We start from the raw sequence: 23,405 nt of genomic DNA, 5'->3' as shown, positions 1-23,405 counted from the left end.
GGTGAAGAGCAGTGAGGCGCGGGCCCCCACGGAAGGTGGGGGGCGACGACCGTGTGAGGTGGCGCCCGCGTGAGGCGCAGGCCCCCCGCCCGCGGGCCCCGGCGCAGGCCGCGCGGGGGCGCCCGGGGCGGTGTCGGTCGCCGGGTCACTGGGGGGCCGACAGGCGTTTGATGGCGGACATGGGGACCGGGAGCCAGTCCGGCCGGTGCCGGGCCTCGTACACGACCTCGTACACCGCCTTGTCCGTCTCGTAGGCGCGCAGCAGCGCCGGGTCCGTCCGCGGATCCGCGCCCGAGGCCTCCGCGTATCCCGTGCAGAAGGCCGCCCGGCTCCGCGCCGCCCAGTCCGAGTTCCACGGCCGGTGCGTGCGGGCCGCGTAGTCGAAGGAGCGGAGCATGCCGGCCACGTCGCGGACCGTGGGCTGCGGGCTGCGCCGTTCGTCGAGCGGTTTCGCCGGCTCGCCCTCGAAGTCGATGACGGCCCAGCCGCCGTCGGACCCCCGCAGTGTCTGTCCGAGGTGCAGGTCGCCGTGGATGCGCTGGACGAACCCGCTGCCGGACGTGCCGCTCGCCGCCGCGAAGACGGCGCGCAGACCGGGGACGAACGGCAGCAGCGCCGGTACCGCCTGCGCCGCCGCGTGCAGCCGGCGGTCCATCGCGGCCGCCAGCTGCTCGGTCTCGGCGCGGCCGAGCCGACGGGTCGGCAGCGCCTCCGCGAGGGCGAGGTGGACCTCGGCCGTGGCCCGGCCGAGCGCCCGCGCCTCCGCGGTGAAGTCCCGTCCGTCGGCGAGCGCGTCGAGCGCGAGCCGCCATCCGTCGCGGGAGTCCCGCAGGTAGGGCTGGAGGACGCCCAGGGTCGCCGCCCCGCTCTCGAACCAGGCGACCGGCGCCGGGACGCGGGCGCAGCCCGCTCCCGCGAGGGCGAGCGGCAGCTCCAGGTCCGGGTTGGCCCCCGGGCTGACCCGGCGGAAGATCTTGAGGATGAACGAATCTCCATATACCAGGGACGAGTTGGACTGCTCGGCGTCCAGCATGCGGGGGGCCAGGGCGGGCGGGAGCGCCGTCGTGGCGTGGAAGTGCAGGGGGCCGGTCCGGCCCGGGGTGCGCAGTCGCTCGTAGAGGAGGCCGGCGAGCCGCGGGTCGCGCAGCCCTTCGTACACGGCACGTCCGGCGAGCGGCCCCTGCCGGATCCGCCCGATCAGGGCGGGGGCGAGGCGGGGCGGGAGCTGGGTCCGTACGCCCAGGAGCAGTTGGTAGCAGTCGGTGGGTGTACCGGCCGGGCGGCCCGGCTGTTCGACCCGTACGAGCAGATGGAGGAGGCCGGGGCCCGGGCCGTCCAGAGGCAGCAGCTCGGTGGCCGCGTCCAGCGTGAATCCGGTGACCCGGCGGCCCTTGCCCGCGAACCAGCGCTGCCGTGGCAGCCATTCGTGGAGCAGGGGGGCGAGGGACGGAAGGAGGGCGTCCGGGGCCCGGGTGGTGGATGCGGTCTCCGGCATGGCATCGCGTCCTTTCCCCGGGGCGCGCAGTTGGCTGTCGTATGCGTTCAAATGCGCAGAGTGTCCCGGATGGCGGCTAAGGCTGTCCGGATGTGCGGGACGTGTCGGAAGGGGAAGATCCGTATGGGCCCGGCAAGAAGGCCCGTATGGACCTGAATCGTGCTGCGGAACGTGTGTGGGTCACAGTGCCCAGAGTGGGACGGGAGGAAACCGTCCCACCCAGGACGAATCCGAACTGACCGTCGGTCAGCCCTTCTTGAGACGGAACCAGTAGAAGCCGTGTCCCGCAAGGGTCAGGAGGTAGGGGAGCTGGCCGATGGCCGGGAACGTCACCCCGCCGATCAGCTCCACCGGCTGGGTGCCGTCGAAGCGTCGGAGGTCGAGTTCGGTCGGCTGCGCGAACCGCGAGAAGTTGTTCACGCAGAGGACGAGATCGTCGCCGTCCTCACGGAGGAAGGCGAGCACCGCCGGGTTGGACGCCGGGAGTTCGGTGTACGTCCCCGTGCCGAACGCCCGGTTCTGCTTCCGGATCTCGATCATCCGCTTCGTCCAGTGCAGCAGCGAGGACGGCGAGGCCATCCCCGCCTCGACGTTGGTCACCTGGTAGCCGTGGACCGGGTCCATGATGGCCGGCAGGTAGAGCCGTCCCGGGTCGCAGGAGGAGAAGCCGGCGTTCCGGTCGGGGGTCCACTGCATCGGGGTGCGGACGCCGTCCCGGTCGCCCAGCCAGATGTTGTCGCCCATGCCGATCTCGTCGCCGTAGTAGAGCACCGGCGAGCCGGGCAGCGAGAAGAGCAGCGCGGTGAACAGCTCCATCTGCTTGCGGTCGTTGTCGAGGAGCGGGGCGAGACGGCGCCGGATGCCGATGTTGGCCCGCATCCGCGGGTCCTTGGCGTATTCGGCGTACATGTAGTCGCGCTCTTCGTCCGTGACCATCTCGAGCGTCAGCTCGTCGTGGTTGCGCAGGAAGATGCCCCACTGGCAGCCGGAGGGGATCTCCGGGGTCTTCGCCAGGATTTCCGAGACCGGGTAGCGCGACTCGCGCCGTACGGCCATGAAGATCCGTGGCATGACCGGGAAGTGGAAGGCCATGTGGCACTCGTCGCCGCCCGAGCGGAAGTCGCCGAAGTAGTCGACGACGTCCTCCGGCCACTGGTTGGCCTCGGCGAGCAGCACCGTGTCCGGGTAGTGGTCGTCGATCTCCTTGCGGACCCGCTTGAGGAAGGCGTGGGTCGCGGGGAGGTTCTCGCAGTTGGTGGCCTCCTGCTGGTACAGGTACGGCACCGCGTCGAGCCGGAAGCCGTCGATCCCCAGGTCCAGCCAGAACTTCAGCGCGGACAGGATCTCCTCCTGCACCGCCGGGTTCTCGTAGTTGAGGTCGGGCTGATGCGAGAAGAACCGGTGCCAGTAGTACTGCTTGCGGACCGGGTCGAAGGTCCAGTTCGAGGACTCGGTGTCGACGAAGATGATCCGCGCGTCCGCGTACTGCTTGTCGTCGTCGGCCCAGACGTAGTAGTCGCCGTACGGCCCCTCCGGGTCGCGCCGCGACTCCTGGAACCACTCGTGCTGGTCGCTCGTGTGGTTCATGACGAAGTCGATGACCACGCGCATCCCGCGCTGGTGGGCCGCGTCGACGAACTCGACGAAGTCGGCCAGGTCGCCGAACTCCGGCAGCACCGACGTGTAGTCGGCGACGTCGTAGCCGCCGTCCCTCAGCGGGGACTTGAAGAAGGGTGGCAGCCAGAGGCAGTCCACGCCCAGCCACTGGAGGTAGTCCAGCTTGGACGTGATGCCCTTCAGGTCGCCGACGCCGTCCCCGTTGCTGTCCTGGAAGGACCGGACGAGGACCTCGTAGAAGACGGCCCGCTTGAACCAGTCGGGATCACGGTCCTTGGCGGGGGTGTCCTCGAAGGTGTCGGGGACGGGCTCGTTGACAGTCATGATGTGGGTGACCCTCCGGTCTGCGGGGACGGTCGCAGGACGAGGACGTGCGCGGGTGTGACACCCGGCTCTAGGCGCACGTAGCTGGTCCTGCCCCAGTGATAGGTCTCGCCGGTGAGCTCGTCGCGCACCGGCACGGTCTCGTGCCAGTCGAGGCCGAGTTCCGGCATGTCCAACGAGAGTGTCGCCTCCTGGGTGTGGTGCGGGTCGAGGTTGACGACCACCAGAACGGTGTTCGAACCCGAACGCTTGCTGTACGCGATCACCTGCGGGTTGTCCGTGTCATGGAAGGTGAGATTCCGCAGTCGGCGCAGCGCCGGGTGACGGCGCCTGATCCGGTTCAGGGCGGTGATCAGCGGAGTGATGGTCCTCCCGGCCCGCTCTTCCGACTCCCAGTCACGCGGCCGCAGTTGGTACTTCTCCGAGTCGAGGTACTCCTCGCTGCCGTCCCGCATCGGGGTGCCCTCGCACAGCTCGTAGCCGGCGTACATGCCCCACGAGGGGGACAGCGTCGCCGCGAGCACCGCGCGCGCCTCGAACGCCGGCCGGCCGCCCTCCTGGAGGTACGCGTGCAGGATGTCCGGGGTGTTCACGAAGAAGTTCGGCCGCATCTGCGCCGCCGTCTCGCCGGACAGCTCCGTCAGGTACTCCGTGAGCTCCTCCTTGGTGTTCCGCCAGGTGAAGTACGTGTACGACTGCTGGAAACCGATCGCGCCGAGCGTCCGCATCATCGCCGGCCGGGTGAAGGCCTCCGCCAGGAAGATCACGTCCGGGTCGGCGGCGTTGATCTCGCCGATCACCCGCTCCCAGAACACCACCGGCTTGGTGTGCGGGTTGTCGACGCGGAAGATCCGCACCCCGTGGTCCATCCAGTGCCGGAGGATCCGCACGGTCTCCGCGACGATCCCGTCCATGTCGGCGTCGAACGCGATCGGGTAGATGTCCTGGTACTTCTTCGGCGGGTTCTCGGCGTACGCGATCGAGCCGTCCGGGCGGTGGTGGAACCACTCCGGGTGCTTCTCCACCCACGGGTGGTCCGGAGAGCACTGGAGCGCGAAGTCCAGGGCGATCTCCAGACGCAGCTCCCGGGCCCGCGCCACGAAGGCGTCGAAGTCCTCGAAGGTCCCCAGGTCCGGGTGGAGCGCGTCGTGGCCGCCCTCCGGCGAACCGATCGCCCACGGCACGCCGACGTCGTTGGGCGCCGCGGAGAGGGAGTTGTTGGGGCCCTTGCGGTGGGTCTCGCCGATGGGGTGCACCGGGGGCAGGTAGACCACGTCGAAGCCCATCGCCGCCACCGCCGGGAGCCGCTCGGCGGCGGTACGGAAGTTCCCCGGAACCGTACGGCCCTTGATCTTCCGTACGCCCTCCGAGCGCGGGAAGAGCTCGTACCAGGAGCCGAACAGGGCGCGCTCACGCTCCACCTGAAGGGGCAACGTGGGGGAGGACGTGAGGAGTTCGCGCAGCGGATGGCGGTCGAGGGACTCGACGACCCGGGGGTTCAGGGCCGCCGCGAGCCGGACCGCGGCCGGCCGTGATGCGTCGCGCAGCGCGTCCGCGGCGGCGAGCACGGCCTCCCGGGCGCCGCCCTTCTTCGGGACGCCCTTCGCCGCCCTCTCGTGCAACTCGGCGCCCTCGGCGAGGACCAGTTCGGAGTCGATCCCGGCCGGGATCTTGATCTTCGCCGTGTGGCGCCAGGTGGCCACCGGGTCGCTCCACGCCTCGACGGTGTACGTCCACAGGCCCTCGGCGTCCGGGGTGACCTCGGCCCCCCACCGGTCGGTTCCCGGGGCCAGTTCGCGCATCGGGGTCCAGGGGCCGGGGCGGCCCGACGGGCCGTGCAGCACGACATTGGCGGCGACCGCGTCGTGGCCCTCGCGGAAGACGGTCGCCGTCACCTCGAAGGACTCTCCGGCCACCGCTTTCGCGGGGTGCCGGCCACAGTCGACCAGCGGGCGTACGTCCAGTACGGGAATGCGTCCCATGAGCGGATTCACAGCATCACCTGACGGGTTACGGGGGTGCGGGTGGTGGTTGTGCGCTCTTTCTAGCTCCGTCGACGGCCGACGGGTTGCGGGCATGGCCGCTCCTGTCCGCGTTCACTCGGATGGGGGGTCCACAGGGATGAACAGGGGTCACGGGGAGAAGGGTTCGGAGGATTACCGGTGAAGCCTTCCCACCGTCCTCGGGTGGGCAATCCAGGCGCTTTGTTAACTACTAGGGCGTAGCCGATGCGGCAAGCACATGACCCGGACAAAGAAAAGACCCCGCCCTTGTGGGGCGGGGCCTGTTCTGCGTGGGCGGACATGCCGCGGGCCGTGCTGCGGATCAGTGCCGCGGTCAGTGCTGCGGCGAGGTGTCGGAAGACCAGACCTGCCAGGGCTGGCGGGCCACCCATTCCTCCACCGGGGGCGGTTCGAGGGCCAGGACCTCCGTCGACACGCCGTCGTCGTCCGCCATCAGGAGCGGATCGGCGCCGCTCGCCATGAAGTGGTAGATCCCGGCCACCCCGGCCGCCGTCTCCGGGCCGAGCAGCTGGGCGAGGCTCCGTTCGAAAGCGGCCGGATCCAGCTCCTCGTACCGCACCGCCCGGCCGAGCCCCCGGCCGAACGCCGCCGCGAGCTCACCGCCCGTCAGGGAGCGTTCGCCGCCGATGTCGAACGTCCGGCCCTCCAGGTCCTCCCGGCTGAGCGCCGCGAGCGCCGCCTCGGCCAGGCCCCGGTGCGACAGCCACGCCGTCCGCGCGGCCGCAGGCAGCGGATAGGCGAGCACACCGTCGTCGACCAGGGCCGGCCCGTTCCACGGCGAGAACAGGTTGTCCAGGTACACCGGCGGCCGGATCACCACCAGCGGCACCCCGCTGTCCCGCAGCACCCGCTCCGCCAGCCGCCGCGTCTCGAAGGCGGCGACGTCCGTCGGACCCAGCGGGATGCGGGTGTTGGCGTTGAAGACCAGCCGCTCGGTGCCCGCCTCGAGGGCCGCCGCCGCGACGTTCCGCGCGTACGCCTCCACCCGCTCGCTCTCGTACACCAGCGGCATCGTCATGAACGCGTGCGTCGACCCCTCGAAGAGCTGCCGCACGTCGTCCGGCCGGCCCAGATCGCCGGCGAGGAAGGAGGCCCCCGGAAGCGGCGGCCGGTCCGCCGACGGCCGCCGTGTCAGGGTGCGGACCCGGTGGTGCCGCTCGGCGAGCAGGCGGGCCACTGCACCCCCCTGGAACCCCGTCGCGCCCACGACCGCCACCCGCATCGGATTCTCACTGGACATGTGTGTCTGAGGCCCTTCGATAGACTTTCCCGGCTGTGGTGTCGGCGTCTTTCCAGGCTCGCCGCCACGGCTTCGGCCGTTCAATTAACAAACCGGGGCGGAAGTTGAAGGATCGTCCATGGCAATCGTGGGAACCGACCGTCACGCACAGCAGCCCGAGCTGGAAGAGCAGGACGACCTGCTGAGCGAACTGCTCAAACCCCTCCGGCTCACCGGAGTGTTCGACAGCCGCTGGCACGTCCGCGCCCCCTGGGCCATCGAGGGCGACGCCGAACGCAGCTGCGCCGTCCTCCACTACGTCGTCGAGGGCGACTGCTGGATCACCACCGAGGCCGAGGCCCCGGTCGAACTGCACGCCGGCGACCTCGTCGTCTTCCCGACCGGCACCGCGCACCGCCTCTCCGACCGGCCCGACCGCCAGGGCCTCCCGCTCAAGGCCGTCCTGCCCGAGCGGCATCCCGGCACCTCCGGCGAGATCGTCATCGAGGGCAGCGGCCCCGAGAGCCGGCTGCTCTGCGCCGGACTGCACTACGACGCCAGCGCCGCCACCGGCCTCTACACCTCGCTGCCCTGGGCACTCGTCCTCGACGGACCCCAGGTCGCCCGCGAGCCGCTGCTCCGCGACACCCTGCGGCTGCTCGCCGCCCCGGACCGGCCCGTCGGCCCCGGCGACCGGCTCATCACCCTGCGCGCCTTCGAGATGGCCCTGGTCCTGGCGCTCCGGCCGCTGCTCCGCGAACTCGCGGGCAACCCGGCCTCGCTGCCGCTGCTCCGGCACCCCGGGATCAGCCGGGCCGTCGTCATGATGGCCACCCGGTTCGCCGAACCCTGGACCATCGACTCCCTCGCCCGGGAGGTCGGCATGTCCCGCTCCGCCTTCACCGCCTCCTTCCGCGACCTGGTCGGCGAGTCACCGGCCCGGTACCTCGCCGCCCGCCGCATGCAGGAGGCCGGCCGGCTCCTCACCGAGACCTCCCTCCCGCAGTCGGCCGTGCCCGCCCGCGTCGGCTACCAGAGCGCCGTCGGCTTCCACCTCGCCTTCCGCAAATGGTTCGGGGTCACCCCGGGGGAGTACCGCTCGGGAGCCGACCGGGCCGCCTGAAGGGGGGCGGACCGGCCCTCCGGAACGGCCGGCGGCCGGCCGTCCGGGCGGTGCCCTCCGGGCGTCCGCGCCGCCCCGGATCCACCGACCTGACATCTTCGGGATTCCCTGGCCGGTTCTTAAGGACCCCTGGACGGACGCTCATTGTCCGGACGGGTCGCCCCGGACAGGCTCGGGACCGGCACAGCCGTGACACCCGAGGAGAGGCGATACACCGGTGACGAGGTCCGGGCAGGAGTATCTGGAGGGGCTGCGCGACGGGCGCGAGATCTGGCTCGACGGGGCACGGGTCGAGGACGTCACCGCCCACCCCGCCTTCCGGTCCACCGCGGCCTCCTTCGCCGGGCTCTACGACCTCGCCGACGACCCCGTCCACCACCCCGTCCTCGTCCAGGGCGGGGTGCGCCGCGCGTACGCCGTGCCCCGCTCGTACGAGGACCTCGTCGCCCGCCGCCGCGCCTTCCGCACCACGGCCCGGGCCGGTTTCGGCTTCCTCGGCCGCACCCCCGACTACATGGCCGCCGGCGCGGCCGGGTTCGCCGCCGCGCCCGCCGTCTTCACCGGCGGGACATTCGACGGCGCCGAGCACGCCCTCGCCTTCCACCGCCGGCTCACCGAGGGCGATCTGCACTGCGCCTTCACCCTCGGCAACCCGCCCCCGGGGCACGGCGGCGAGGACCTCACCCTGCGGGTCGTGGCGGAACGGGACGGCGGGATCGTCGTCCGCGGCGCCAAGACCGTCGGCACGGGCGCCGTCTTCGCCGACGAGATCCTCGTCGGCACCATCGAGCCGCTCGCCGCCGACGACCTCGCGCACGCCCTGACCTTCGCCGTACGGCTCGACACCCCCGGCCTCAAGCTGATCTCCCGCACCTCGTACGAGGAACGCTCCCGGTCCGTCTTCGACCACCCGCTGTCCTCCCGGTACGACGAGAACGACGCGATGCTGGTCTGCGAGGACGTCTTCGTGCCCTGGGAACGGGTCCTCACCCACCGCGACCCGGCCACCACCGGCGCCGTCTGGTGGCAGACCCCCGCCTACCTCAACCTCGTCCACCAGTCCGCGACCCGCTTCTGGACCAAGCTGGAGTTCCTCACCGGACTCGCGATCCTCATCACCCGCTCGAACGGCACCGAGAGCCTCCCGCCCGTCACCCAGACCGTCGGCCGGCTCCTCGGCACGGTCGCCCAGGCCAAGGCCTTCGTGCTCGCCGCCGAGGCCTCGTACGAGGAGGTCGACGGCGGGCGCGGCGGCGTCCGCCCCGGGCAGGACATCTCCTTCGCCCAGCGGATCATGGCCGGCGAGCTCTACCCGCGGGCCGTCCAGGACATCAGGCTCCTCGCGGGCGGCTCCCTCGTCCAGCTGCCCGCCAGCGGCCGTGACCTCCTCCACCCCGAACTCGGGCCCCTGGTCCGCCGCTACTTCGGCACCACCGGCCACCCCGCCGAGGACCGCGTCAAACTCCTCAAGCTCGCCTGGGACGCCCTCGGTTCCGAGTTCGCCGGACGCCACGAACAGTACGAGCGCTTCTACCACGGCGCCCCGCACGTCTACCTGACCATGCAGACCTGGGCCGGCGCAGCCGACGACTGCGAGAACCTCGCCCAGGCCTGTCTCGACGGCTACGGCCTCGGGACGACCCGGTGACGACGGCACCGGCACCACGGCGCGGGGCACTCGCCCTGCTCGCCGCCACCCAGCTGCTGCTCATCATGGACACCGCGATCGTCAACGTCGCGCTGCCGTCCGTCGGCGAGGACCTCGCCACCGGCTCCGCGGACCTCTCCTGGGTCGCCAACGCCTACCTCATCACCTTCGGCGGACTCCTCCTCCTCGGCGGCCGGATCGCCGACCTCCTCGGCCACCGGCGGGTCTTCCTCGGCGGCCTCGGCCTGCTCGCCGTCGCCTCCGCCGCCGGTGGTCTCGCCCCCGGTGCCGACGCCCTCGTCGCGGCCCGCGCCGCCCAGGGCGTCGGCGCCGCGCTCGCCGCGGCCGCCGCCTTCGCCCTGCTCCTCCTGCTCTTCCCCGACGGGCCCGCCCGGCACAGGGCGCTCGGCGCCTTCGCCGCGATGGGCGGCCTCGGCGGGGTCCTCGGCACGGTCCTCGGCGGCGTCGTCACCGACCTGCTCGGCTGGCGCTCCACGTTCTGGCTGAACGTCCTGCTCGCGGCCGTCCTCGCCGTCCTCGCCCTGCTGGTCCTCGACCGCCGCACCGGCCCTGTCCGGCACGGCGGCTTCGACCTCGCCGGGGCGCTCACCGCGACCGCCGGGATCGGACTCGTCGCCTACGCGCTGGTCGGCGCGGCCGACGCCGGGTGGCTGTCCGCCCGTACCCTCGGCGCCGGGGGAGCGGGCCTCGCGCTGCTGCTCGTCTTCACCGCCGTCGAGGCCCGGGCCGCCGCGCCCCTCGTCCCGCCGTCCGTCCTGGCCCGGCCCGCGCTCCGGCTGTCCAACACCCTGGCCGCGCTCGCCCAGACGACCCTGTTCCCGATGTTCTTCCTGGTCAGCCTCTACCTCCAGAACGTCCTCGGGTACCCGCCCCTCGGCGGCGGCCTCGGCCTGCTGCCGCTGTCGCTCGTCGTCGTCGCGGTCGCCCCGCAGACCGGCCGGCTCATCTTCCGCATCGGCCTGCACCGGACGATGACCCTGGGGTTCGTCCTGCTGTGCGCGGGGACCCTGTGGCTGGCCCTGGCCCTCACCCCCGACGGCGGCTTCGCGAGCACCGTCCTCGCCCCGAGCCTGCTCCTGGGCGCCGCCCTGCCGCTCGTCGTGGTCACCACGAACGTGGCGGCCACGGCGGAGGCCGCGGCCGAGGAGACCGGACTCGCCTCCGGACTCGTCAACACCAGCCAGCAGTTCGGCTCCGTCCTCGGCCTCGCCGTCCTGGTGGCCGTCGCCACGAGCCGTTCGGAGGCCGTCGACGCGGCCCGCGCGGCCGCCGAGACCTCCGGATACCGCGCCGCCCTGCTCACCGGCGCCGCCTTCGCCGCCGCGGCCGCACTCCTCTCCGTACGCCTCCACCCGCAGAGACGGGTTCCGGAAGCGTCCCCCGGACATCGAGTCCCGGACCGCCGCTGACCCGCCCCCCACCAGAACACTGCCCACGACCACCGGCCAGTGAGCCGTGCCTCTTCGGCGAACCGAGCCCCGAAAAAGAGGAGCCCCCGTGCTGTTGGGCGACCCGCGTCACCGCACCGAGGACATCCGCACCGCCGACCCGCTCGGCGCCGACGGCCTGCTCGCCGCCGTGCCCGCGATGAACGCCGACGCCGACGTCGCCGCGCTCACCGTCGCGCTGCGCGCCCTGGTGCCGGACATCGAACGGGCCGCCCAGTGGAGCGTCGGCCACGCGCTCGCCGCCATGCGGGACCTCGGCATCCTCCTCGGCTCGCTGAAACGACACGGCGTACAGCCCCTCGCCGCCGTGCCCGAGGCGCTGCCCGTCCTCGAACTCCTCGGCCGTCGCACCGACATGGTGCCGAGGGACACCGTCCACCACTACACGACCTGGAACCCGCCCGGCCCCCGCCGCCGCTCCTACACCGGAGACCCGACGGAGGCCCGGCTCCAGGACGCGGTACGGATGGTCTTCCCCGGCCTCGTCGCCGCGGTCGACGACTGCGGCCGGGTCGCCCGCCTCGAACCGTACGACCCGGGCTTCGCCACCGCCCTCGACCGGGTGGCCCGTCATGTGCGGGCGATGGTCGACTCCATCGACCTCACGGTGGAGCAGGTGTCCCCGGAGTACTTCGCGGCCACCCTGCGCCCCTACTTCGAGGACGTCGAGGTGGACGGCCGGGACTACCTCGGCCCGGCCGCCGCACAGGTGCCGCTCTGGCTGGTCGATCTGACGCTGTGGCAGTGCGACCGCTCCGACTCCGCCTACGAGGCCTTCCTCGCGGAGTCCGTGCCGTACGCGCTGCCGGCCTGGCGCGCCTTCCACACCCGGCACCGGGGCGGGGTCTCGGCGGTGAGCAAACTGTCGGCCGCCGTCAGCTGGGAGGGCGCGGACCGGCTGCCACCCTCGCTGACCGCGTCTGCGGAGGCACTCGGCCGGGTGCTGCGCCTCCTGAAGACCTTCCGCGCCCGGCACCTCGGCATCGCCCGCAAGGCGTACAGCGAGGAGACCCGGCTGTACGAGGAGGGCAGCGGCGGGGCCCCGGTCGCGCTGCTGCGCTCGATCCTGGATCTGACCAGGGAGAACGAGACCATGGTGCGCCGCGCGACCGTGCGGCGCCGTCCCGCAGGGGCCCCCGTCGGGCCGTCGGCCGCGTAGCGGCGCCGAAGGAGCAGTCGTCATGTCCCCCCACACCCCCTCCGCGTTCCTCCCGGTCCACCGCCGTAGTCCGGCGCCGGACTACGGGCAGAGCCCGCACATCGTGATCGCCGGCGGCGGCATCGCCGGCCTCACCACCGCCCTCTCCCTGCACGCCGCCGGCTTCGAGCGGGTGACGGTCGTGGAGACGGCGCCCGCGATCCGCCCGGTCGGCGCCGGGCTCAACCTGATGCCGAACGCCGTCCGCGAACTGGACGCGCTCGGCCTGCTCGACGCGCTGGAGGCGGGCGCCCTGCGCACCCGCGAACTGCGCTACTACCACCGCTCCGGCGGGCTGATATCCCGGGAACCGCGCGGCCTCGGCGCGGGCTACCTCTGGCCGCAGCTGTCGGTCCACCGCGGGCACCTCCAGCAGGTCCTCGCCGGCGCGGTACGGGCCAGGCTCGGCCCCGCCGCCCTGGTCACCGGGGTCCGGGTGAGCGGCGTGGAGCCGACGCCGGACGGGCGGCCCCGGCTGCGGCTCGAACACCGGGAGGGCGCCGTGCACGGCCGCGCCTCCCTCGAACCGGACGTGCTCGTCGGCGCGGACGGCATCCGCTCGACGGTACGGGCGGCGCTGCACCCGGGGGAGGGCGGGCCGCCGTGGAACGGGATGCTGGTGTGGCGGGGGGTGTCCCGGATGCCGGCGAGGGCGGTGGGCTCGTTCATGCTCATCGCCGGCGACGACCGGCAGAAGGCCGTCGTCTACCCGATGGGCCGGCCGACCGGGCCCGACCGGGAGGTCCTGGTGAACTGGGCGCTCGCCCGCCCGGCCGAGCGCACGTGCGGGGCCGGGACGGCCGCGGGGGAGGAGCGGCTCCTCGGCGACTGGAACCGGTCCGTCCCCGTCGAGACGTTCCTCCCGTTCTACGAGGGCTGGGAGTTCGACGGCGTCAGCGTCCCCGACATCCTGCGCGCCGCCGACTCCGCGTACGAGTACCCGATGGTCGACCGCGAGCCGCTCGACCGGTGGACCCACGGCCGCACCACCCTCATCGGCGACGCCGCCCACGCCATGTACCCGATCGGCTCCAACGGGGCGACCCAGTCGATCGTCGACGCGCGCGCCCTCGCCCACGCCCTCGCCCGGCACGCCGACCCCGAGGACGGCCTCGCCGCCTACGAGCGGGACCGCCGCCCCGTCACCACCGCGCTCCAGCGGGCCAACCGCCGACTGGGCCCCGAGGTCGTCATCGACCTCGCGCACGCGCGCGCCCCGCACGGCTTCACCGACATCCACGAGGTCATCCCCGCCGAGGAACTCGCCGCCATCGCCTGCCGGTACGCCGCCACCGGCGCCTTCGACCCGGCGACCGTCAACCAGGGCTCCCCGTACGAGATCCCCCTCCCGGCCATCGGCTGACACGCGCCCCACCGCTCCCCGTGCGCCGTCGCACGGCGGGAACGGTGTGCCCTAAGGTCTGAGCGGAACGACGGACGCACAGCGTGGTGCGTCCACTCCGCTCCGTACTCGCCTGCGAAGGTGGAACGCGTGAAGGCAATCCGTCGATTCACCGTGCGTCCCGTCCTCCCCGACACCCTTCGACCCCTCGCCGAGCTCGCGCACAACCTGCGCTGGTCCTGGCACGAACCCACCCGCGCCCTCTTCGAGTCCCTCGAACCCACCGGCCCGGCCACGACGTCCGGCGGCACCGACCCCGTCCGGATCCTCGGCGCCCTCGAAGCCCCCCGGCTCGCCGCGCTCGCCGCCGACCGGGACTTCCTGGCCCGGGTCCGGGCCGCCGCCGAGGACCTCGACACGTATCTGCACGCCCCCCGCTGGTACCAGCGGCAGGCCACCGGTGCGCCCGCCGCCCTCGCCTACTTCTCGCCCGAGTTCGGCGTCACCGCCGCCCTGCCCCAGTACTCCGGCGGCCTCGGCATCCTCGCCGGCGACCACCTCAAGTCCGCCAGCGACCTCGGCGTCCCGCTCATCGGCGTCGGCCTGCTCTACCGGCACGGCTACTTCCGCCAGTCCCTCGGCCGGGACGGCTGGCAGCAGGAGCAGTACCCCGTCCTCGACCCCGGCGAGCTGCCGGTCACCCTGCTCCGCGAGGCCGACGGCGCCCCCGCCCGGATCACCCTCGCCCTGCCCGGCGGGCGCAGTCTGCACGCCCACCTCTGGATCGCGCGGGTCGGCCGCGTCCCCCTCCTGATGCTCGACTCCGACGTCGAGGAGAACGCCCCCGGCGAACGGAGCGTCACCGACCGGCTGTACGGCGGCGGCAGCGAGCACCGGCTGCTCCAGGAGATGCTGCTCGGCATCGGCGGCGTCCGCGCCGTCCGTACGTACACCCGGCTCACCGGCACCCCCGCGCCCGAGGTCTTCCACAGCAACGAGGGCCACGCCGGCTTCCTCGGCCTCGAACGCATCCGCGAACTCCAGGGCGAGGGACTCGACTTCGACAGCGCCCTGGAGACCGTCCGCGCCGGGACCGTGTTCACCACCCACACCCCCGTCCCGGCCGGCATCGACCGCTTCGACCGCACCCTGGTCGCCCGCCACCTCGGCGAGGACGGCGCGCTGCCAGGCGTCGACACCGGGAAGGTCCTCGCGCTCGGCGACGAGACCCCGCTGGGCGGCGAACCCGGCGTCTTCAACATGGCCGCCATGGGCCTGCGCCTCGCCCAGCGCGCCAACGGCGTCTCCACCCTCCACGGGGCCGTCAGCCGGGCCATGTTCGCCGGGCTCTGGCCGGGCTTCGACGCCGGCGAGGTGCCGATCACCTCGATCACCAACGGCGTCCACGCCCCCACCTGGGTCGCCCCCGAGGTCGGCCGGCTCGGCCCCGACCCCGCCGACCGCGAGCTGTGGGAACTCCGCCGCACCCTGCGCGAAAAGCTCGTGACCGACGTACGGGAGAGGCTGCGGGCGTCCTGGCGGCAGCGCGGAGCGGCAGCCGCCGAACTCGGCTGGACCGACTCCGTCCTCGACCCCGACGTCCTCACCATCGGCTTCGCCCGCCGGGTCCCCTCGTACAAGCGGCTCACCCTCATGCTGCGGGACAAGGACCGGCTGCGGGCGATGCTCCTGCACCCGGACCGGCCGGTGCAGCTCGTCGTCGCGGGCAAGGCGCACCCCGCCGACGACGGCGGGAAGCGGCTCGTGCAGGAACTCGTCCGGTTCGCCGACGACCCCCGGGTCCGGCACCGGATCGTCTTCCTGCCCGACTACGGCATGGCGATGGCCCGCGGCCTCTACCCCGGCTGCGACGTCTGGCTCAACAACCCCCTCCGCCCCCTGGAGGCCTGCGGCACCAGCGGTATGAAGGCCGCGCTCAACGGCTGCCTCAACCTCTCCGTCCTCGACGGCTGGTGGGACGAGTGGTTCGAGCCGGACTTCGGCTGGGCCATCCCGACCGCCGACGGGGCCGCCGCCGCGGACGAGGACCGCCGCGACGACCTGGAGGCCGCCGCCCTCTACGAGCTGATCGAACGCAGGGTCGCCCCCCGCTTCTACGACCGGGGCCCCGACGGCGTCCCGGCCGGCTGGACGGCGATGGTCCGCCGCACCCTCACCGACCTCGGCCCGAAGGTGCTCGCCGACCGCATGGTCCGCGAGTACGTCGAGCGGCTCTACGTCCCCGCCGCGGCCGCCCGCCGGGAGCTCACCCCGGAGCGGGCGCGGGACCTCGCCGCCTGGAAGGCCCGGGTCCGGGAGGCCTGGCCCAAGGTGACCGTCGACCGCGTCGAGGTCGGCGACGACCTCGCGGACGACCTCGCCGACGCGGAGCTCGGCGCGACACCGGTCGTCCGGGTCCGGGTCGCCCTCGGCGCCCTCGCCCCCGACGACGTCGAGGTGCAGGCCGTCACCGGCCGGGTCGACGCCGACGACACCCTCGCCGACACCCGTACCGTCCCGCTGAAGCCGGCGGGCGGCCCGGACCTGGAGGGCCGGCAGCCGTACGCGGGCACCCTGGCACTCGACCGCACCGGCACCTTCGGCTGCACGGTCCGCGTCCGCCCCTCCCATCCGCTCCTCGCCCACCCGGGGGAACTGGGCCTGGTGGCCCTGCCGGAGGAGACGACGGGGGAGGGCGCGGGGGTGCTGCTCCGGTAGGACCGCGACCGCGACCGCACCCCGGCCCGGGACACCCCGGCCCGGGACACCCCGGCCCGGGACACCCCGGCCCGGGACATCTCGGCCCGGGACATCTCGGCCCAAAGCAGCTCGGCGCCTAGGGCACCTCGGCCTTGTCGGCGAGGTGCCCGGCGACGAAGCACAGCCGGTACACCGGCACGGCGGCCAGCATCGTCGAGCGGTAGTACCGGCACTCGTCCATCCCGGACGGCTCCGGCGGAGCCACCTGCGGTGCGCCGTCCAGCGGATGCTCGGGCCAGTCGTCGACGGTCTCGTCGAGCTGCGCGGGCGTCTGGCCGATCCGGATCCTCGCGTAGTCGTCCGGCTCCAGGTACGACTGGGCCTGCGTCCACGCGGCGACCCCCAGCATCAGCGCGCCGAGTGCGGCGAGGAGCGCGAGCGGGATCCAGATCGCCCGCGCCAGGCCCTTGCGGACCTCTCGGCGCGCCAGGTCCAGTTCCCTGGCCGAGGTGGGGGCGGCGGGCAGCGGTGCGGGGGCCTTGCGGGGCAGCACGGCGGTCAGGGCGAAGCCGCCGTCCTCGGTGGCGCGGTGGGCGAGGGTGCCGCCGGCGAGGCGGACGCGCTCGCCGAGGCCGACGAGGCCGGTGCCACCGGAGCCGGACCCGAGGGAGGGCCCGCCCGTGCCGGGACCGCTGACCACCTCGACCCGTACCGTCGCCGCCTCGTCCCCCTCCGGGGTGACGGCGAGCGAGACCGCCGCGCCGGGCGCGTGCTTGGCCGCGTTGGTGAGACCTTCCTGCACGACCCGGTGCAGGGCGAGCCCCGACATCCCCGGCAGCGTGGGCACCGGTGTCGTGGCGAGGGTGACCGTGAGCCCCGACGCGCGGGCGCGGGCCGCCAGTTCCTCGACCGTCTCGCCGGCCGGGCTCGTCGGCGCCGCGTCGTCCTCCTCGCGCAGGACGCCGATGATGTCCCGCAGCCGGGCCGTCGCGTCCGCCGCCGCGCGGCGCAGCTCGCCCACCGCCCGCTGCTGGTCGGGGCCGAGGTCGGGGGAGACCTCCAGGGCGCCCGCGCGGATGGCGATCAGGGCCAGGTCGTGGCCGAGCGAGTCGTGCATGTCGCCCGCGATCCGGGACCGCTCCCGCAGCCGCTCCCGGTCGGCGACCGCCGCCTGCTCGTGCTCCATCCGGTCCGCCAGCTGCCAGCCGCTCTGCACGAGGCGGTCGTACTGGCGCACGTACCGGCCGATCAGCCAGGGCGCGACGACGGCGAGGGCGAGCGCGAGCAGCAGGGTGAACCACTGGCCGAGCGAGGTACGGGTGACCCAGGTGAGGGCGAGGCCCGAGGCCGCGATCGCGCCGAACAGCCAGAGCGCCGCCCGGGTGTGCTCCTGGCGCCGCCCCGCGAGGTATCCGAAGGCGACCAGGGCCAGGCTGTACGAGGGGGTGAACAGCTCCAGGGTGGCCGGCAGGCTCGCCGCGACCGTGGCCGCGAGCGACACCAACGGCCACCTCCGGCTGATCGCGACGCAGCCCGCGAGGACCACCACGCCCACGGCGACCCGGGGCCAGCTGCCGCCGTCGTTCGGGTCGGACTTCAGCAGGACGGGTACGCAGAGCAGCAGCCACAGGAGGAGGTCGAAGAGGCGCTCGCGGACCGGCTCGCGCGGTGCCTCACGCATCGGTCACCAGGCCCGCCTCGTACGCGAGGACCGCGAGCTGCACCCGGTTGCGCAGGCCGAGCCGGCCGAGCACGGCGCTCACATGGGCCTTGACGGTGCCCTCGACGACGTACATGCGGTCCGCGATCTCCTGGTTGGAGAGCCCGGCGCCGAGCAGGGCGACGACCTCCCGCTCACGGCCGGTGAGCCGGTCGAGGCGGGCGCGCGCCGCGGCCGCGCGGGTGAGGCGTTCGCCCCCGAGGGTGTCGATGACCCGGCGGGCGACGGTGGGGGAGAGGGCGGCGCCGCCGCCGGCCACGGCCCGGACCCCGGCGATCAGTTCGCGCGGGTCCCCGGACTTGAGCAGGAAGCCGCTGACGCCGCTGCCGAGGGCGCGTGCGATGTACGCGTCCTCGGAGAAGGTGGTGAGCATGACGACGGCCGTGCCCGGGACGGCCCCGCGCAGCTCCTCGGCCGCGCCGAGTCCGTCGAGCCGGGGCATCCGGATGTCCAGGAGGACGACGTCGGGGCGGTGCTCGCGGGCGAGTTCGACGGCCTCGTGGCCGTCGCCGGCCTCGGCGACCACCTCGATCCCGGGGTCGGTGGCGAGGATGGCCCGCACCCCGGCCCTGATCATCGTCTCGTCGTCGGCCAGCAGCACCTTGATCATGGGTTCCAGGGTACGGAGGGGCCCGTGCGGAGGCGGGGACGCACGGACGCCCGGAGGGAAGGATCCCTCCGGGCGTCCGGCACTTGTGACTCGGGTCACTCACTCACCCGTCGGCCCGCTCGCGGGCTTACGGGAAGGTGAGCTTGAAGCTGTTGATGTAGCCGGTGTCGATCGAGGCCTTGTCCTGGACGCGGAGCTTCCAGGCACCGTTGGCGACCTCGGAGGAGGCGTTCACGGTGAAGGTCTGGACGATGTTGTCGGCGCTGCCGCCGGACCGGTTGGACAGGCTGTAGACCGAGCCGTCCGGGGCGACGAGGTCGACGACGAGGTCACCGCGGTAGGTGTGGACGATGTTCACGTCCACCTTGAGGGCGGAGGGCGCGTTGCCCGTGACACCCGTGACGTTGACCGTCGAGGTCACCGCGGCGCCGTTGTCCGGGATGGACACGTCGGCGGTGTTCTCGAAGACCTTGCCGGGCTGCGGCTCGCCGCCACCCGGGCGGGAACCGACGTTGATGCCGGCCCAGGCGTGCTCGACCGCGAGCACCTCGGGGCTGCCGGCGCCGTACAGCTCGGTGGCCACCGCGACGGTGCCCGTGCGGGCGCCGGCGTAGTTGGTGGAGGAGCCGAACTTGGTGGTGAGCGCCTTGAACCAGATCAGCGAGGCCTTGTCACGGCCGATGCCGGTGACGGGCAGGCCGTCGGAGGTCGGCGAGTCGTAGTTCACGCCGTTGACGGTCTTGGCGCCGCTGCCCTCGGAGAGCAGGTAGTACCAGTGGTTCGCCGGGCCCGAGGAGTAGTGGACGTCGATGCCGCCGAGGCCCGAGTACCAGGCGTCCTTGGACGAGCCGTCCTTGCTCGGCTTGTCCATGTAGCGGAGCGGGGTGCCGTTGCCGCGGATGTCGATCTTCTCGCCGACGAGGTAGTCGCCCTGGTCCTGGGCGTTGTTGGCGTAGAACTCGACGGCCGCCGCGAAGATGTCCGAGGTGGCCTCGTTGAGGCCGCCGGACTCGCCGCTGTAGATCAGGCCGGCGGTGTTGGCGGTGACGCCGTGCGTCATCTCGTGCGCCGCCACGTCGATGGAGGTCAGCGGCTTGACGTTGCCCGCGCCGTCGCCGTACGTCATGCAGAAGCAGGAGTCCGACCAGAAGGCGTTGACGTACGCGTTGCCGTAGTGGACCCGGGAGTACGCGCCGACGCCGTCACCCTTGATGCCGGTGCGGCCGTGCACGTTCTTGTAGTAGTCCCAGGTGAGCGCGGCGCCGTAGTGCGCGTCGGCGCCCGCCGTCTCCTTGTTCTGCGGCGTGCCGTTGCCCCACACGTCGGTGGTGTTGCTGAACAGCGTGCCGGTGCCGGACGTACCGCCGTTGAGGTTGTACGTCTTGTGGTTGCCGCGACCGGTGTCGGTCAGCGTGTACGAGGGCGCGGTGCCGAGGGTCACCTGGCCGCTGTACTGCGTGTTGCCGGTGCCGGTCTCGATGCCCTGCCACTCGAAGAGCTTCGCGCCGGTCTTCGCGTCCGTCACGACGTGCAGCTCGTTCGGGGTGCCGTCGTGCTGGAGGCCGCCGACGACGGTCTCGTACGCGAGGACGGGGGTGCCGTTGGCCGCCCAGACGACCTTGCGCGGGGCGCGGTCGGCCTTGGCCTTGTCGGAGCCGTCCGCCTGGGCGAGGCCGACGGCCTGCTTCTCGGCGGCGGCCGGGGCCAGGGTGGCGGAGGTGGAGATGTTCTTGAGCTCCGCGCGGGAGGACTTGGTGACACCGGTGGTGGCGCCGGCCTTGGTCTCGGCGACGATCAGGTCGCCGCCCAGGACGGGCAGTCCGGCGTAGGTGCGCTCGTAGCGCGTGTGGGTCGTGCCGTCGCGGTCCTGCACGACGTCACGGACGACCAGCTTCTCCTGGGCGCCGAGGCCGAGTTCCTTGGCCTTGGCGGCCTTGTCGGCGTCGGCCGCCTTGATGAGCGCGGTGCGCTCGGCGGGAGTGAGGTCGGCCGGGAGCTTGCCGGGGTTCGCCGAGGTGCCCTGCTGGGCCTTCGGGGCGATGCTCCAGGGGGCGTCGGCCGCGGTGGCGGCGCCCGTCTGGACGCTCACGGTGAGCATGGCAGCGGCAGCGATCAGAGCGCCGGTCGCGGTGGCGCGACGGCTGGGCGTGGATCTCACGCAGACTCCTTCTTGCGAGGGGGGTACCGGCGGACTGGGTCGGCCCATCCGGGCGGAGCAAGCAGAGCTGTGGAGCACGTTCGGGTGAAGCAGCGAACTGTGGTGCGAAGAGCCGGGGAGAGAGTGACAGGAATGACGAGGACCTGTCAGGAGCGCGTCGACAAGTTGGCCGGAAATCGTTCGCTGCTCGTAAGGCCGTGTTCGTTAAGCGGACGTTTCATCGATCAAGGACGCGATGCCGTCCAATGTTCGCCCGAGCCCGAATTCGAAGAGCGTCCGCAGATCGAGACCGAACCCGCCACCGCTTGTCACCGAGGCCAACTCCGGGTACGAGCCACCCGATTGGATCGCGTCGAATCGTGGCTCGTTCTGTTCCATCCACTCGCCGTCAGAGATGCCCGAATCCTGTCGGGCCTGCTCCTCCAGATCGTCCGCCATCGACAGCCCCTGGACGTAGGCGAAGATCGTCAGATGGGTGTGGAGCTTCTGGGTGTGGGTGAGCGGTGTGCCCCTCATGGCCCGCAGCACCCACTCCGTGTACGCCATCGCGTTCGGCGTCGCCACGGGCCGCGTGTACGAGGCCATCGCGTGCGCCAGCCACGGGTGCCGGGCGTACACGTCACGCAGCCAGCGCGCCCCCTGCTCCAGGCCCGTCCGCCAGTGCGCCGGCACCGGACCGAGCGGGACCTCGCCGCAGGCCGCGTCCGTCATCAGACGGACCAGCTCCGGCTTGCCCGGGACGTGGCGGTACAGGGCCATGGTCGAGACGCCGAGCTTCGTCGCCACCCTGCGCATCGTCAGGGCGTGCAGCCCTTCCGTGTCGGCGAGTTCGAGGGCCGAGGTGACGATCTCCGCGCGGGCGAGGGGAGTCGCCGTCCCGCCCTCGCCCCGGGCGCCCTTCGCCGCCGGCACGACCACCGTGCCCACCCCCGGCTCCGGCCGGACCAGGCCCTCCTGGCGCAGGACCGCGAGCGCCTTCGTGGCCGTCGCCATGGCCACGCCCCACTCGCGGGTGATCGCCCGCGTCGACGGGAGCCTGTCGCCCGGGCCCAACTCACCCACCTGCACCCGGCGACGGAGTTCGGCGGCGATCGCGAGGTAGGGCGGTTGCGTCGTCATGACGGGAGCGTACTAGTGCACCAAGAGAGCCGTACACGCCCCTGAACTGCCCTCTCCTCCCCAAGAGTCCAGGTGCACTAGGGCGGGAGTGGCACCGTACACACACCGCTGCTTCCCTCCTCCCCATGACACTCACCGCACAGTCGGAGCCCGCCGCCGGGCCCGGTCCCGCTCGCGCCGGCCGCCGTGAATGGACGGCCCTCGGCGTCCTCATGCTGCCGCTGCTCCTCGTCTCCATGGACGTGTCCGTCCTCTACTTCGCCATCCCCTCCATCAGCGCCGACCTGCGGCCGGGAGCCACCGAACAGCTCTGGATCCTCGACATCTACGGCTTCGTCCTCGCCGGGCTCCTCGTCACCATGGGCGCGCTCGGGGACCGCGTCGGGCGGCGCAAGGTCCTGCTCGGCGGCGCGGCGCTGTTCGGTGCCGCCTCCGTGGCCGCGGCCTACGCGCACAGCCCCGGCGCCCTGATCGGCGCCCGTGCGCTGCTCGGCATCGCCGGGGCCTGCCTCATGCCCGCCACGCTCGCCCTGATCCGGGTGCTGTTCGCCGACCCGGCCCAGCGCGCGAAGGCCGTCACCCTGTGGACCTCGGTGATGGCGAGTGGCATCGCCCTCGGGCCCGTGGTCAGCGGCGCGCTCGTGGAGCACTTCTGGTGGGGGTCGGTGTTCCTCGTCAACCTGCCGGCCATGGCCCTCCTCCTCGTCCTGGGGCCGTTGCTGCTGCCCGAGTCCAAGGGAGCCGTCACCGGACGGTTCGACGTCCTCAGCGCCGCCCTCTCGCTCGGCGCGCTGCTGCCGCTCATCCACGGCGTCAAGGAGCTGGCCGAGGACGGCTGGGCGCCGCTTCCGGCGGGCGGTGCGGCCGTGGGGCTGCTCGTCGGTCTGCTGTTCGTCCGCCGGCAGGCGCGGCTCGCCCACCCCATGGTCGACCTCGCTCTGCTGCGGAACCGGTCCTACGGCGGCTCCGTCCTGGCCAACCTGCTCGCGATGGCGGCGACGGTCGGCTTCGCCGTCTTCCTCACCCAGTACCTGCAGTCCGTCCTGGGCCAGAGCCCGTTGGAGGCGGCGCTCTGGAGCCTCGTGCCGACCGCGGGCGTGCTGGCCGCCGCACCCACGGCCGCGGCGCTGGCCCAGAAGACCGACCGGGCGCACGTGATGGCCGGCGGGTTCCTCGTGGCCGCCGCCGGCTTCGCCTGGCTGGCCGGCATCGACCGCGCCACGCCCCTGTGGGTCGTCATCGTGGCCAGTGCCGTCTACGCCGGCGGGCTCGTCTCCGCGATGACCCTCGCCAACGAACTGGCCCTCGGCGCCGCACCGCCCGAACGGGCCGGCTCGGCCGCCGCCGTGCTCGAATCGGGAGCCGAGCTCGGCGGAGCGCTCGGCATGGCGCTCCTGGGCACCCTGGGTGCGGCGGTCTACACCGGCGCGATGCCGGCGTCCGCACCGGCCGTGGCTCGCGAGACCCTGGGCGGTGCGCTGACAGCCGGGCCTTCGGTGACGGAAGCGGCCCGCACCGCGTTCGTCGAGGCGATGGGAGCGGTAGCCGTCGGGGCGGCGGTGCTGATGCTGGCTTCGGCCGCGCTGTCGCTGGTCCTGCTGCGCAAAGCGCGACCGTGAAACAGGAGTGGGGGACGTGG

At 73.0% G+C, this 23,405-nt stretch carries 15 protein-coding genes; 7 read left to right on the top strand and 8 right to left on the bottom strand.

Annotated features, from left to right (window positions below):
• Nucleotides 1-145: 145 nt before the first annotated feature.
• The 4 genes from E0F75_RS16005 to E0F75_RS15990 form a co-directional block, all read right to left on the bottom strand.
• A complete protein-coding gene (locus tag E0F75_RS16005; protein WP_187623181.1) occupies nucleotides 146-1,495 on the bottom strand; it encodes a maltokinase in 1,350 nt (449 codons plus the stop codon).
• Between the two features lie 246 nt (nucleotides 1,496-1,741).
• The gene (treS, locus tag E0F75_RS16000; protein ID WP_187623180.1) at nucleotides 1,742-3,436 is read right to left on the bottom strand and encodes a maltose alpha-D-glucosyltransferase; all 1,695 of its coding nucleotides are present in this window, start codon (nucleotides 3,434-3,436) and stop codon (nucleotides 1,742-1,744) included.
• Nucleotides 3,433-5,418, bottom strand: coding sequence for an alpha-1,4-glucan--maltose-1-phosphate maltosyltransferase (locus tag E0F75_RS15995; RefSeq protein WP_229312691.1), 1,986 nt, complete (start codon nucleotides 5,416-5,418; stop codon nucleotides 3,433-3,435). Before E0F75_RS15995 ends, treS begins: the two co-directional genes overlap by 4 nt.
• Nucleotides 5,419-5,773: 355 nt before the next feature.
• The gene (locus E0F75_RS15990; protein ID WP_187623178.1) at nucleotides 5,774-6,700 is read right to left on the bottom strand and encodes an SDR family oxidoreductase; all 927 of its coding nucleotides are present in this window, start codon (nucleotides 6,698-6,700) and stop codon (nucleotides 5,774-5,776) included.
• A 118-nt stretch (nucleotides 6,701-6,818) separates the two neighbouring features.
• Here E0F75_RS15990 and E0F75_RS15985 point away from each other — a divergent pair, with 118 nt between their 5' ends.
• The 6 genes from E0F75_RS15985 to glgP all read left to right on the top strand — a co-directional run bounded on the left by E0F75_RS15985 (nucleotide 6,819) and on the right by glgP (nucleotide 16,177).
• Complete coding sequence (locus tag E0F75_RS15985) at nucleotides 6,819-7,802, top strand: AraC family transcriptional regulator (protein WP_187623177.1); 984 nt, start codon at nucleotides 6,819-6,821, stop codon at nucleotides 7,800-7,802.
• A gap of 217 nt (nucleotides 7,803-8,019) precedes the next feature.
• Complete coding sequence (locus E0F75_RS15980) at nucleotides 8,020-9,450, top strand: 4-hydroxyphenylacetate 3-hydroxylase family protein (protein ID WP_187623176.1); 1,431 nt, start codon at nucleotides 8,020-8,022, stop codon at nucleotides 9,448-9,450.
• Nucleotides 9,447-10,880, top strand: coding sequence for an MFS transporter (locus E0F75_RS15975; RefSeq protein ID WP_187623175.1), 1,434 nt, complete (start codon nucleotides 9,447-9,449; stop codon nucleotides 10,878-10,880). The genes E0F75_RS15980 and E0F75_RS15975 overlap by 4 nt, the downstream gene beginning before the upstream one ends.
• Nucleotides 10,881-10,971: 91 nt before the next feature.
• Nucleotides 10,972-12,078 carry a monodechloroaminopyrrolnitrin synthase PrnB family protein gene (locus tag E0F75_RS15970; RefSeq protein ID WP_187623250.1) on the top strand — a complete coding sequence of 369 codons (1,107 nt, stop codon included), beginning with the start codon at nucleotides 10,972-10,974 and terminating at the stop codon, nucleotides 12,076-12,078.
• A 22-nt stretch (nucleotides 12,079-12,100) separates the two neighbouring features.
• Nucleotides 12,101-13,480: an FAD-dependent monooxygenase gene (locus E0F75_RS15965; RefSeq protein ID WP_194480922.1), complete on the top strand. Its 1,380-nt coding sequence runs from the start codon at nucleotides 12,101-12,103 to the stop codon at nucleotides 13,478-13,480.
• Between the two features lie 129 nt (nucleotides 13,481-13,609).
• Complete coding sequence (gene glgP, locus E0F75_RS15960) at nucleotides 13,610-16,177, top strand: alpha-glucan family phosphorylase (RefSeq protein ID WP_187623174.1); 2,568 nt, start codon at nucleotides 13,610-13,612, stop codon at nucleotides 16,175-16,177.
• Between the two features lie 118 nt (nucleotides 16,178-16,295).
• Here the strand turns inward: glgP and E0F75_RS15955 are convergent, their stop codons facing one another.
• The 4 genes from E0F75_RS15955 to E0F75_RS15940 form a co-directional block, all read right to left on the bottom strand.
• Nucleotides 16,296-17,840, bottom strand: a complete 1,545-nt coding sequence (locus E0F75_RS15955) for a sensor histidine kinase (RefSeq protein ID WP_187623173.1) — start codon at nucleotides 17,838-17,840, stop codon at nucleotides 16,296-16,298.
• Nucleotides 17,833-18,489, bottom strand: a complete 657-nt coding sequence (locus tag E0F75_RS15950) for a response regulator transcription factor (RefSeq protein ID WP_187623172.1) — start codon at nucleotides 18,487-18,489, stop codon at nucleotides 17,833-17,835. The genes E0F75_RS15955 and E0F75_RS15950 overlap by 8 nt, the downstream gene beginning before the upstream one ends.
• 127 nt (nucleotides 18,490-18,616) lie before the next feature.
• The gene (locus tag E0F75_RS15945) at nucleotides 18,617-20,647 is read right to left on the bottom strand and encodes a M4 family metallopeptidase (protein ID WP_187623171.1); all 2,031 of its coding nucleotides are present in this window, start codon (nucleotides 20,645-20,647) and stop codon (nucleotides 18,617-18,619) included.
• A 204-nt stretch (nucleotides 20,648-20,851) separates the two neighbouring features.
• Nucleotides 20,852-21,766, bottom strand: coding sequence for a TetR/AcrR family transcriptional regulator C-terminal domain-containing protein (locus E0F75_RS15940; RefSeq protein ID WP_187623170.1), 915 nt, complete (start codon nucleotides 21,764-21,766; stop codon nucleotides 20,852-20,854).
• A 125-nt stretch (nucleotides 21,767-21,891) separates the two neighbouring features.
• Here E0F75_RS15940 and E0F75_RS15935 point away from each other — a divergent pair, with 125 nt between their 5' ends.
• Complete coding sequence (locus E0F75_RS15935; RefSeq protein WP_187623169.1) at nucleotides 21,892-23,385, top strand: MFS transporter; 1,494 nt, start codon at nucleotides 21,892-21,894, stop codon at nucleotides 23,383-23,385.
• The last annotated feature ends 20 nt before the right edge of the window (nucleotides 23,386-23,405 follow it).

Origin of the sequence: Streptomyces sp. CB02980, assembly GCF_014451325.2 — a bacterium.
In the GTDB taxonomy this organism is placed as follows: Bacteria; Actinomycetota; Actinomycetes; order Streptomycetales; family Streptomycetaceae; genus Streptomyces.
This window is presented reverse-complemented; position numbering and strand designations above follow the sequence as displayed.

Coding starts and splice junctions, on each gene's coding strand:
- E0F75_RS15995 (WP_229312691.1), bottom strand. CDS start 5,418: ATGGGACGCATTCCCGTACTGGACGTACGCCCGCTGGTCGACTGTGGC.
- treS (WP_187623180.1), bottom strand. CDS start 3,436: ATGACTGTCAACGAGCCCGTCCCCGACACCTTCGAGGACACCCCCGCC.
- E0F75_RS15935 (WP_187623169.1), top strand. CDS start 21,892: ATGACACTCACCGCACAGTCGGAGCCCGCCGCCGGGCCCGGTCCCGCT.
- E0F75_RS15955 (WP_187623173.1), bottom strand. CDS start 17,840: ATGCGTGAGGCACCGCGCGAGCCGGTCCGCGAGCGCCTCTTCGACCTC.
- E0F75_RS15990 (WP_187623178.1), bottom strand. CDS start 6,700: ATGTCCAGTGAGAATCCGATGCGGGTGGCGGTCGTGGGCGCGACGGGG.
- E0F75_RS15940 (WP_187623170.1), bottom strand. CDS start 21,766: ATGACGACGCAACCGCCCTACCTCGCGATCGCCGCCGAACTCCGTCGC.
- E0F75_RS16005 (WP_187623181.1), bottom strand. CDS start 1,495: ATGCCGGAGACCGCATCCACCACCCGGGCCCCGGACGCCCTCCTTCCG.
- E0F75_RS15950 (WP_187623172.1), bottom strand. CDS start 18,489: ATGATCAAGGTGCTGCTGGCCGACGACGAGACGATGATCAGGGCCGGG.
- E0F75_RS15965 (WP_194480922.1), top strand. CDS start 12,101: ATGTCCCCCCACACCCCCTCCGCGTTCCTCCCGGTCCACCGCCGTAGT.
- E0F75_RS15985 (WP_187623177.1), top strand. CDS start 6,819: ATGGCAATCGTGGGAACCGACCGTCACGCACAGCAGCCCGAGCTGGAA.